The organism is Streptomyces sp. NPDC054847, from assembly GCF_053610925.1.
Window position 1 is genome coordinate 19,959 of the sequence record NZ_JBSGZJ010000038.1, and the last position, 10,036, is coordinate 29,994.

Consider the following 10,036-nt stretch of genomic DNA (forward strand, 5'->3'; position numbering starts at 1 on the left):
AGGGGTCCCCCGTGGCGCGGGGTGTGAACAAGGCCGTCCACTGTTCGACGTTAAGCCTGTCGGGTGAAACGCCACCAGTCGATCAAGGAGTGCCGGAGGACCCGGCTCAGGGCAGGACCGCCACCCCGTCCACCTCGACCAGGCACTGCTCGTCCCACAGCCGTACGACCCCGACGACGGCCATGGCCGGGTAGTCGCGGCCCGCCAGGCGCCGCCAGACGCGGCCCAGTTCACGGGCGTGGACCCGGTAGTCGGCGACGTCGGTCGCGTAGACGGTGACCCGGGCCAGGTCGTGCGGGGTGCCGCCGGCCGCTGCGAGCGCGGTGAGGAGGTTGGACAGGGCGGTCTCGAACTGCGCGGGGAGCGTGTCGCCGACGACCTTGCCGTCCGTGTCCAGCGCGGTCTGGCCGGCCAGGAAGACCAGCCGGCTGCCGGAGGCGGTGACGGCGTGGGAGAAGCCGGTGGGCGGGGAGAGCTCGGCCGGGTTGTGGCGGGACAGGGTCATGCGCGGGCCTCCTCGGCGTAGAGCTCCTTGGCGATGATGGTGCGCTGCACCTCGGTGGCGCCCTCGTAGATCCGGGGGGCGCGGACCTCGCGGTAGAGGTGTTCGAGGAGATGGCCCCGCTGGAGGGCGCGGGCGCCGTGCAACTGGACCGCGGAGTCGACGACGAACTGGGCGGTCTCCGTCGCGAGCAGCTTGGCCATCGCCGCCCGTTTCGGCACGTCGGCGGCCCCGGCGTCGTACGCGGAGGCGGCGGAGTGGACGAGCAGCCGGGCGGCCTCGGTGCGCGTGGCCATCTCGGCCACGGTGTGGGCGACGGACTGGAGTTCGCTCAGCGGGCCGCCGAAGGCACGGCGGGCGGCGGTGTGGGCGAGGGTCGCGTCGAGGGCCGCCTGTGCCATGCCGACGGCGAACGCGCCGACGCTGGGGCGGAAGAGGTTGAGGGTGCTCATGGCGACGCGGAAGCCGCGGTCCGCCTCGCCGAGCAGGTCGTCGGCGGTGACCGGCACGTCGTCGAAGGTGAGCGCGCCGATCGGGTGCGGGGAGAGCATCTCCAGCGCGCTGCCGGCGAGGCCGGGACGGTCGGCGGGGACGAGGAAAGCGGTGACGCCGCGGGCTCCCGCGCCTTCGGTGGTGCGGGCGAAGACGGTGTAGAAGTCGGCCTCAGGGGCGTTGGAGATCCACCGCTTCTCGCCGCTCAGCCGCCAGCCGCGGCCGTCGGGCACGGCTTTCAGGGCGAGCGCGGCGGCGTCGGAGCCCGCTTCCGGCTCACTGAGCGCGAAGGCGGCGACGGCCCGGCCCGCGACCACCTCGGGGAGCCAGCGGTCGCGCTGCGCGTCGGTACCCGCCTGGACGAGCGGCGAGGTGCCGAGTCCCTGGAGTGCGAGTGCGGTCTCCGCCTCCGTGCAGCCGTACGCCAGGGACTCGCGCAGCAGGCACAGTTCGAGCGCACCGGCCGTGAACAGGCGTTCCAGCAGCCCCAGTTCCCCGAGCGCCAGGATCAACGGGCGGTTGACACGGCCCGGTTCGCCCTTCTCCGCGAGGGGCTGGAGACGTTCCTCCGTCAGGGTGCGCAGCCGCGCGCACCAGGCGGTCTGTACCGGATCGAGCGAGAATACGGACATTCGTGCTCCCACTGAGTACGGCCCTGGACGGTCCGCGGACGGCCGGGACGGCCCTCGCGGGCGCCCTCGAAAAGCACGGTATCGCGAACTGTTGACTGTCGTCACTGTCACGATACGCTCGTTTGGCGACGCCGACCCGACAGGGGGCGAACCATGGAGCTGACACCCTCGGCCCACCTCGACACCTTCGCGCGCGACCATCTGCCGCCCGCCGGCCAGTGGCCGGAACTCCTCTTCGAGCTGCCCGAGCTGCGGTACCCGCAGCGGCTCAACTGCGGCGAGGAGCTGCTCGACCGCACGATCGAGCGCTTCGGCGCGGACCGTCCCGTCTTCCGTTCGGGCGCGGGAGAGGTCTGGTCGTACGGGCATCTGCGCGAGCGGGTGGACCGGATCGCGCACGTCCTGACCGCGGAGCTCGGGGTCGTCCCCGGCAACCGGGTGCTGCTGCGCGGGCCGACCACGCCGCATCTCGCCGCGTGCTGGCTCGCCGTGATGAAGGCGGGCGCGGTGGCGGTGACCGTCCTCGCGCAGCACCGGGCCGGGGAACTGGCCACGGTGTGCGAGATCGCCTCGGTGAGCCACGCCCTGTGCGACGTGCGGACGGTCGACGACCTGGTCAAGGCGGAGGTGCCGGGGCTGAGGATCACCGCCTACGGCGGCGACGCCCCCGACGATCTGCTGCGCCTGGCCGCCGCGGCCGGGCCGGAGCCCTACGAGCCGGTGCGGACGGCGGCCGACGACGTGGCGCTGATCGCCTTCACGTCGGGCACCACCGGCCGCCCCAAGGGGTGCATGCACTTCCACCGGGACGTGCTGGCGATCGCCGACACGTTCTCCGCGCATGTGCTGCGGCCCGAGCCCGACGACGTGTTCGCCGGCAGCCCGCCGCTCGGCTTCACCTTCGGGCTCGGCGGGCTCGTCGTCTTCCCCATGCGGGCCGGGGCGTCGGCGCTGCTGCTGGAGCAGGCGGGCCCCGGCCAGTTGCTGCCCGCGATCGCGGAGCACCGGGTGTCGGTGCTGTTCACCGCGCCGACCGCCTACCGCGTGATGCTGGACCAGCTCGACTCCCACGACACACGGTCGCTGCGCCGCTGTGTGTCGGCCGGGGAGAACCTGCCCGCCGCGACCTGGCAGGCATGGCTGGAGCGGACCGGGCTGCGGATCATCAACGGCATCGGGGCGACCGAGCTGCTGCACATCTTCATCTCCGCCGCGGACGGGTCCATCAGGCCGGGCACCACCGGGGTCCCGGTCCCCGGGTGGCAGGCGCGTGTGGTGGACGGCGAGGGCCTGCCGGTGCCGGACGGCGAGCCGGGACTGCTGGCCGTACGCGGCCCGGTGGGCTGCCGCTATCTGTCCGATCCGCGGCAGACCCAGTACGTACGGGACGGCTGGAACCTCACCGGTGACACCTACGTCCGCGAATCCGACGGCTGGTTCCGCTACGTCGCCCGCGCCGACGACATGATCATCTCGGCCGGGTACAACATCGCCGGACCCGAGGTGGAGGACGCGCTGCTGCACCATCCGGACGTCGCGGAGGCAGCGGTCGTCGGGCGGCCCGACGAGCTGCGGGGCCAGATCGCCGTCGCCTATGTCGTGCTGCGGGACGGCGCCGCGAACGGTGGGGCGACGGCCGATGCCCTGCGGGACTTCGTCAAGGGGCGGCTGACGCCGTTCAAGTGCCCGCGGGAGATCGTCTTCCTCGACGCTCTGCCGCGTACACCGACCGGCAAGCTGCAGCGCTACCGGCTGCGAGCTCTAGAGTGATCGCGTGGCCGAGCAGCACACCCCCAGATCCCTGATCGTCACCCTGTACGGCGCGTACGGACGCGAACGGCCGGGTCCCCTCGCCGTGGCCGAACTGATCCGGCTGCTGGGCGCCCTGGGCGTCGACGCCCCGTCCGTGCGCTCCTCGGTCTCCCGGCTCAAACGGCGCGGGCTGCTCGTACCCGAGCGCACCCCCGAGGGCGCGGCCGGTTACGCGCTGTCCGAGGACGCCCGGCAGCTGCTCGACGACGGGGACCGGCGCATCTACGCGCCCTCCTCCGCCGAACTGTCCGACGGCTGGGTCATCGCCGTGTTCTCCGTGCCCGAGGCCGAGCGGCACAAGCGCCACCTGCTGCGCTCGCGGCTGGTCAGACTCGGCTTCGGCGCCGCCGCGCCCGGGGTGTGGATCGCCCCCGCCCGGCTCCGCGAGGAGACCCTGCACACGCTTCGGCGGCTGCGGCTCGACACGTATGTCGACCTGTTCCGCGGTGAGCACCTCGGTTTCGCGGCGACGGCGGAGGCGGTCTCCCGCTGGTGGGACCTGGCGGCGATCGCCAAGCAGCACGAGGACTTCCTCGACCGGCACGAGCCCGTGCTGCGTGCGTGGGACGCCCGCGAGGACACGCCCGCGCAGGACGCCTACCGGGACTATCTGCCGGCGCTGGACTCGTGGCGGCGGCTGCCCTACGCCGACCCCGGCCTGCCGGCCGAGCTGCTGCCCCAGGGCTGGCCGGGCGGGCGGTCCGCCGAGGTCTTCGGACGGCTCCACGCGCGGCTGCGGGACGCGGGGGCGCCGTTCGTGACCGGGGAGTCACAGCCGTGACGGAGGTGCCTCGGCGGTGACCGGGGAGCCGCATGAGGTGGGCGACGAGCTCGGGCCCGTGTGGATGGTGGCCGCGAACGTCGTGCTGTGGCGGCGGTACGGCGACCTCGGGCAGGAGCTGCGGCCCGGCACCAAGGCGTACCGGGGCGGGGCGAAGGTGTTCGTCGCGTCCGCGTACCCCGGCACGGGGCACGAGCAGCTGACCACCATAGGGCGGCCGGCACACCGGCCGCTGGATCACCATCGACACCGCCACACGCCATCTGCACGCCTTCCGCGCGGAGTTGGTGTACACGCCGGCCGTGCTGCGACGGTACGCCCGGGTCACCTGGTGGCCGGTGCGGACCGAGGAGGAGGCCGTCGCGTACGCGGAGCGGCTCGGGCGGATCGCCGTCGAGCAGCGCGCCTCGTACCACGGCGGCCCGCATCCCGATCCGTGCCGGTGCCACGAGTGCCTCAGCCGAGCGTGAGCCTCGGCTTCGGTGCGTCGGTGCGGCCGGTGGGCGGCTTGCGGCTGCCCGCCCGGTACGGCAGGGGCCAGGGCGCCCCGTCACCGGTGTAGTTCTGGTCGGCCGCCGCGTGGAGCGTCCAGTTCGGGTCGTAGAGGTGCGGTCTGGCCAGGGCGCAGAGGTCGGCACGGCCGGCCAGCAGGATCGAGTTGACGTCGTCCCAGGAGGAGATCGCGCCGACGGCGATCACCGGGATGTGGGCCTCGTTGCGGATCCGGTCGGCGTAGGGGGTCTGGTAGGAGCGGCCGTACTCGGGGCGTTCGTCGGCGACGACCTGGCCGGTGGAGACGTCGATGGCGTCGGCGCCGTGGGCGGCGAAGGCGCGGGCGACGACGACGGCGTCCTCGGCCGTGGTCCCGCCGTCGGCCCAGTCGGTGGCCGAGATCCGGACCGTCATGGGCCGGTCCTGCGGCCACTGCTCGCGCACGGCGTCGAACACCTCGAGCGGGAAGCGGAGCCGGTTCTCGAGGGAACCCCCGTACGCGTCGTGACGCCGGTTGGTCAGCGGCGAGAGGAAACCCGAGAGCAGATAACCGTGGGCGCAGTGGAGTTCGAGGAGGTCGAAGCCGCTGTCGGCGGCGCGCCGGGCGGCCTCGGCGAACTGCTGCCGGATCCCGTCGAGCCCCGTGCGGTCGAGGGCGTGCGGAACCTGGTTGATCCCCGGCCGGTACGGGAGCGGGGAGGCGGCGGACACCGGCCAGTTGCCGCTGTCGAGCGGCTGGTCGATGCCTTCCCACATGACCCGGGTGGAGCCCTTGCGGCCGGAGTGGCCGAGCTGGACGCCGATCGCGGTGCCCGGCGCGTGGTGGTGGACGAAATCGGTGACGCGGCGCCAGGCGGCCGCCTGCTCTGCCGTGTAGAGGCCGGTGCAGCCGGGGGTGATCCGGCCCTCGGGGCTGACGCACACCATCTCGGTCATGACCAGGCCCGCCCCGCCGAGGGCGCGGGCGCCGAGGTGGACGAGGTGGAAGTCGCCGGGCATGCCGTCCCGGCCGACGTACATGTCCATCGGTGAGACGACGACACGGTTGCGCAGGGTCAGCCCGCGCAGCCGGAACGGGGTGAACATCGGCGGTGTGCCCGGCGGGCAGCCGAAGTCCCGCTCGACCGCGTCGGTGAAGGCGGGGTCCCGCAGCCGCAGGTTGCCGTGGGTGACGCGGCGGCTGCGGGTGAGGAGGTTGAAGGCGAAGAGGCGCGGCGGCTGGTCGGTGTGGAATGCCAGTTCCTCGAACCAGCGCAGGCTGGCGGCGGCGGCGCGCTGGGTCGACTCGACGACCGGGCGCCGTTCGCTCTCGTAGGCGGCGAGGGCCGTGGCGAGGTCGGGCTGCTCCTCGACGCAGGCCGCGAGGGCGAGAGCGTCCTCGACGGCGAGCTTGGTGCCGGAGCCGATGGAGAAGTGGGCGGTGTGCGCGGCGTCGCCGAGCAGCACGATGTTGCCGTGCGACCAGCGCTCGTTGACGACGGTGCGGAAGGCGGTCCAGGCGGATGAGTTGCCGCGCAGGGGCCGGCCGCCGAGGACCTCGGCGAAGACCTTGGCGCAGCGCTCGGTCGACTGCTGCTCGTCGCAGGTGTCGAAGCCGGCGGCACGCCAGACCTCCTCGCGCATCTCGACGATGACGGTGGAGGCGTCGGCCGCGTAGGGGTAGCCGTGCAGTTGCATCACGCCGTGCTCGGTCTCGGCGATCTCGAACCGGAACGAGTCGAACGCGAAGTCGGCGGCCAGCCAGATGTAGCGGCAGCGGTGGGTGGTGACGTGCGGCGCGAAGACGTCGGCGTGCGCCTCGCGGGTGGCGCTGTGGACACCGTCGGCGGCGATGACGAGGTCGTGGTCCGCGGCGAGTTCGGCGGCGGGCGGTGCGGGGGTGCGGAAGCGCAGGCGTACGCCCAGGGAGGCGCAGCGTTCGTGGAGGATCTCCAGGAGCCTGCGCCGGCCGAGGGCGGCGAAGCCGTGTCCGCCGGAGGTCAGGGTCTGTCCGCGGTGGCCGATGTCGATGTCGTCCCAGCGCACGAACTCGCGCTGGAGGCAGCCGTGGACGGTGGGGTCGGCGTGCTCGATCCCGCCGAGGGTCTCGTCGGAGAGCACGACACCGAAGCCGAACGTGTCGTCGGGTGCGTTGCGTTCCCAGACGGTGATCTCGCGGGCGGGGTCGAGCCGCTTGAGCAGCACGGCCGCGTACAGACCGCCGGGCCCGCCGCCGATGACGGCGATCCGCAGAGGCCGGGCCCTCCGCGCCGGCCGGGCCCCGGTGTCCGGGGCCGCGGGCCGGTCATGGCCGGCCGCGTGGTGCGGGCCCGCGGGCCCGGCCGGGGGCGGCGTCAGGGAGGCCATGTCAGCGGCCCTGCCACTTGGGCGGCCGCTTCTCGGTGAAGGCCGCGTGGAACTCGGCGTAGTCGTCGCCGTTCATCAGCAGGGCCTGCGTCGCCGCGTCCAGCTCGACCGACGCCGCGAGCGGCATGTCGAGCTCGGCCGTCAGCAGCGCCTTCGTCTGGGCGTACGCCAGGGCCGGGCCGTCCGCGAGGTGGCGGGCGAGTTCGGCGGCCCGGGCGTCCGCCTGCCCTTCGTCGGTCAGTTCGCTGATCAGGCCGATGCGTTCCGCCTCCGGGGCGCGGACCGGCTCGCCCAGCATGAGCAGACGGGTCGCATGGCCGAGGCCGACGACGCGGGGCAGCAGATAGGCCGCGCCCATGTCACCGCCGGAGAGCCCCACCTTGGTGAAGAGGAAGGCGAAGCGCGCGGACGGGTCCGCGACCCGGAAGTCCGCGGCCAGCGCCAGCACCGCGCCCGCGCCCGCCGCCACGCCGTGCACCGCGGCGATCACGGGGAAGGGGCACTCCCGCACCGCCCGGACGACCTGGCCCGTCATCCGGTTGAAGTCGAGGAGCTGGGCTGTGTCCATGGACAGGGTCGCGCCGATGATCTCGTCGACGTCCCCGCCGGAGCAGAAGCCGCGTCCTTCGCCGCCGAGCACGAGGGCACGCACCGAGCGCTCCCGTGACAGCTCGGCGAGCAGGTCGCGCAGGTCGGCGTAGGCGCCGAAGGTGAGGGCGTTGAGTTTCTCCGGGCGGGCGAGGGTGACGGTCGCGACGCCGTCCTTCCTCGTCAGCCGCAGATGACGCCACTCCTGCGTACGTGGCACGGAACCGGTAAAGGGGCTCATGGAGTGGGGCCTCCCTCGGCACGGGCGGTCTGCTGCGCTGCCTCTGACATCGAAGCTATCACTCATTCGTGACTTCCGTCATGAGTGCGCGATATGAGTGTTGCGACTCCGCGAAAGTCCCGTACCGGTTGTGGCACAGCTACCGGCCCGGCCGGGTACTCGCCCCCGTTCCGGCGTCCTGGACTTCGTAGGGTCGTGATCAGCAACCGCCACCGAACGGAAAGCCGCCTTGTCCCCAGCCACCGACTCCGCCTCATGGCGTGTCCCGCTGCCGCACACCACGGCGGCCGTGCCCATCGCCCGCGCGCTGGTGCGTGCGGCGCTGGCGGGCGGCGACCACCCGGCGCTCCCGGACCGCGACACCGCCGAGCTGCTCACGGCCGAACTGGTCGCCAACGCCGTGGAGCACACCCCCGGCGGATCACCCATAGAGCTCGTGGTGGAACTGCTGCCGACGGGCTGCCAGGTCGAGGTCCACGACCACGACCCGACGCCGCCCCACGGGCTGTCACCGTCCGCCCCGATGCCGCAGCCCGACCCCTGGCAGGAGCACGGCCGGGGGCTGCTCCTGATCCGGACGCTGAGCACCGCGTGCGGTCATCGGCCCACGGCACGCGGCAAGGCGGTCTGGTTCACCCTCCCGGGACCGGCCTGATCCGACCCGGCGCCGCGGCGCTAGGCGTCGACGAGCGGCTTCTTTCCGGTCCCGGCCTGCTGGGCGCCGGCCGCGAGACGGGAGTTCCGACGGCCGTAGAGCGCGTAGACGACCGCTCCGACCAGCAGGAACACCGCGAACTGGAGCCAGGTCGCCCGGCCGGTCCCCCACATCAGATACAGGCAGCAGGCGACGCCGAGCACCGGGGTGACCGGGTGGAACGGCACCCGGAACCGCGTCTCGGTGTCCGGGTAGCGGCGGCGCAGCGCGATGACGGCCACGTTCACGACGGCCATGACGGCGAGCGTGCCGATGGTCGTCAGGTTCATCACCACGTCGAGCGGCACGACGGCGGCGGGGACGGCGAAGGTCGCGGCGACGATCCAGGTGCCCGCGACCGGGGTGGACGTCTTCGGGGAGACGCGTTCGAAGACCCGCGGGACGAGACCGTCGCGGGACATGGACAGCAGGATCCGGGTCTGCCCGTACATCACGGCCAGGACGACGGAGGCGATGGCGACCAGCGCGCCGAAGGCGATCACGCCGCCGCCCACCGTGGAGCCGGTGACGTCGTTCACGATCAGCGACAGGGCGGCCGGCCTGTCGGCGACGTCGTCCGCCGACATGGCGCCGATGGCGGCGAGAGCGACGGCGCAGTAGAGCAGCGTGACGACGCCGATGCAGATCATGATCGCGAGCGGGATGTTGCGCCGGGGGTTCTTGACCTCCTCGCCCGCCGTGGTGATCGCGTCGAAGCCGATGTACGAGAAGAAGGCGAGGGACGCGCCCGACGTGACGCCCGCCAGATGGTGCGGCGAGAACGGGGAGAGGTTGTCCGAGGTGTACGCGGTGAACGCGATCGCGCAGAAGAGCACCAGGATCGCGATCTTGACCACGGCCATGACGGCGGTGGCGCGGGCGCTCTCGCGCACGCCGCGGGCCAGGAGCAGCGCCGCGAGGACCATCACCACGACGGCGGGGACGTTGACGACGCCGCCGTCGCCCGGCGGACTGGAGAGCGCCTCCGGCAGCGCGAGTCCGGTGAGACTGTGGAGCAGCTCATTGAGGTACTGCCCCCAGCCGACGGCGACCGCGGAGGCGGAGACGCCGTACTCCAGGAGCAGGCACCAGCCGACGAGGAACGCGGTGCGCTCGCCGAGGGTCGCGTAGGCGAACGAGTACGAGCTTCCGGACACCGGGATCGCGCTGCCCAGCTCCGCGAAGGAGAAGGCGGTGAAGACGCAGGTGATCGCGGCGAGCACGAAGGAGACGACGACCGCGGGCCCGGCCTGGGAGACGGAGTCGGACAGGCCGACGAAGATGCCTGTGCCGACGATGGCGCCGACGCCGAAGCACACGAGCTGGAACAGCCCCACGGTCCGCCGGAGGCCGTGGCCCTCGAGGTCGGCGCCGGAATCGGCGACAAGCTGGGCCGGGCTCTTGATACGCATAGGGCGGTTCTCTTCTTCGGTGGTTCGGTGGTTCGGTCGTACGG

The 10,036-nt window shown here is 72.9% G+C and carries 9 protein-coding genes; 4 read left to right on the forward strand and 5 right to left on the reverse strand.

Features of this window, described 5'->3' with window-relative positions:
• Nucleotides 1–106: 106 nt before the first annotated feature.
• Both ACWGH4_RS07235 and ACWGH4_RS07240 read right to left on the reverse strand, forming a co-directional pair.
• On the reverse strand, nucleotides 107–505 hold the full coding sequence (locus ACWGH4_RS07235; protein WP_441264853.1) for a RidA family protein: 399 nt from the start codon (nucleotides 503–505) through the stop codon (nucleotides 107–109).
• Entirely contained in the window at nucleotides 502–1,626 is a 1,125-nt protein-coding gene (locus ACWGH4_RS07240; RefSeq protein WP_453456772.1) for an acyl-CoA dehydrogenase family protein, read from the reverse strand. Before ACWGH4_RS07240 ends, ACWGH4_RS07235 begins: the two co-directional genes overlap by 4 nt.
• A gap of 153 nt (nucleotides 1,627–1,779) precedes the next feature.
• Here ACWGH4_RS07240 and ACWGH4_RS07245 point away from each other — a divergent pair, with 153 nt between their 5' ends.
• The 3 genes from ACWGH4_RS07245 to ACWGH4_RS07255 all read left to right on the forward strand — a co-directional run bounded on the left by ACWGH4_RS07245 (nucleotide 1,780) and on the right by ACWGH4_RS07255 (nucleotide 4,689).
• Nucleotides 1,780–3,396, forward strand: coding sequence for an AMP-binding protein (locus tag ACWGH4_RS07245; RefSeq protein ID WP_453456775.1), 1,617 nt, complete (start codon nucleotides 1,780–1,782; stop codon nucleotides 3,394–3,396).
• 4 nt (nucleotides 3,397–3,400) lie between these two features.
• Complete coding sequence (locus ACWGH4_RS07250; RefSeq protein WP_453456778.1) at nucleotides 3,401–4,219, forward strand: PaaX family transcriptional regulator; 819 nt, start codon at nucleotides 3,401–3,403, stop codon at nucleotides 4,217–4,219.
• A 302-nt stretch (nucleotides 4,220–4,521) separates the two neighbouring features.
• A complete protein-coding gene (locus ACWGH4_RS07255; RefSeq protein WP_453456780.1) occupies nucleotides 4,522–4,689 on the forward strand; it encodes a hypothetical protein in 168 nt (55 codons plus the stop codon).
• On the opposite strand, the gene ACWGH4_RS07260 is transcribed toward ACWGH4_RS07255, so the two are convergent.
• Nucleotides 4,676–7,057, reverse strand: a complete 2,382-nt coding sequence (locus ACWGH4_RS07260) for a bifunctional salicylyl-CoA 5-hydroxylase/oxidoreductase (protein WP_453456783.1) — start codon at nucleotides 7,055–7,057, stop codon at nucleotides 4,676–4,678. The two genes, ACWGH4_RS07255 and ACWGH4_RS07260, sit on opposite strands and share 14 nt — an antisense overlap.
• 1 nt (nucleotide 7,058) lies before the next feature.
• Nucleotides 7,059–7,886 carry an enoyl-CoA hydratase family protein gene (locus ACWGH4_RS07265; protein ID WP_159685532.1) on the reverse strand — a complete coding sequence of 276 codons (828 nt, stop codon included), beginning with the start codon at nucleotides 7,884–7,886 and terminating at the stop codon, nucleotides 7,059–7,061.
• A 229-nt stretch (nucleotides 7,887–8,115) separates the two neighbouring features.
• Between ACWGH4_RS07265 and ACWGH4_RS07270 the strand changes: the two genes are divergently transcribed.
• Nucleotides 8,116–8,541, forward strand: coding sequence for an ATP-binding protein (locus ACWGH4_RS07270; RefSeq protein ID WP_453456785.1), 426 nt, complete (start codon nucleotides 8,116–8,118; stop codon nucleotides 8,539–8,541).
• A 20-nt stretch (nucleotides 8,542–8,561) separates the two neighbouring features.
• Here ACWGH4_RS07270 and ACWGH4_RS07275 read toward each other — a convergent pair whose 3' ends face one another.
• Nucleotides 8,562–9,992, reverse strand: coding sequence for an amino acid permease (locus tag ACWGH4_RS07275; RefSeq protein WP_453456788.1), 1,431 nt, complete (start codon nucleotides 9,990–9,992; stop codon nucleotides 8,562–8,564).
• Between the last annotated feature and the right edge of the window lie 44 nt (nucleotides 9,993–10,036).

Excerpts from the sequence above, each read along its gene's own strand:
- ACWGH4_RS07260 (WP_453456783.1), bottom strand. The coding sequence starts at position 7,057 with ATGGCCTCCCTGACGCCGCCCCCGGCCGGGCCCGCGGGCCCGCACCAC.
- ACWGH4_RS07240 (WP_453456772.1), bottom strand. The coding sequence starts at position 1,626 with ATGTCCGTATTCTCGCTCGATCCGGTACAGACCGCCTGGTGCGCGCGG.
- ACWGH4_RS07245 (WP_453456775.1), top strand. The coding sequence starts at position 1,780 with ATGGAGCTGACACCCTCGGCCCACCTCGACACCTTCGCGCGCGACCAT.
- ACWGH4_RS07235 (WP_441264853.1), bottom strand. The coding sequence starts at position 505 with ATGACCCTGTCCCGCCACAACCCGGCCGAGCTCTCCCCGCCCACCGGC.
- ACWGH4_RS07265 (WP_159685532.1), bottom strand. The coding sequence starts at position 7,886 with ATGAGCCCCTTTACCGGTTCCGTGCCACGTACGCAGGAGTGGCGTCAT.
- ACWGH4_RS07275 (WP_453456788.1), bottom strand. The coding sequence starts at position 9,992 with ATGCGTATCAAGAGCCCGGCCCAGCTTGTCGCCGATTCCGGCGCCGAC.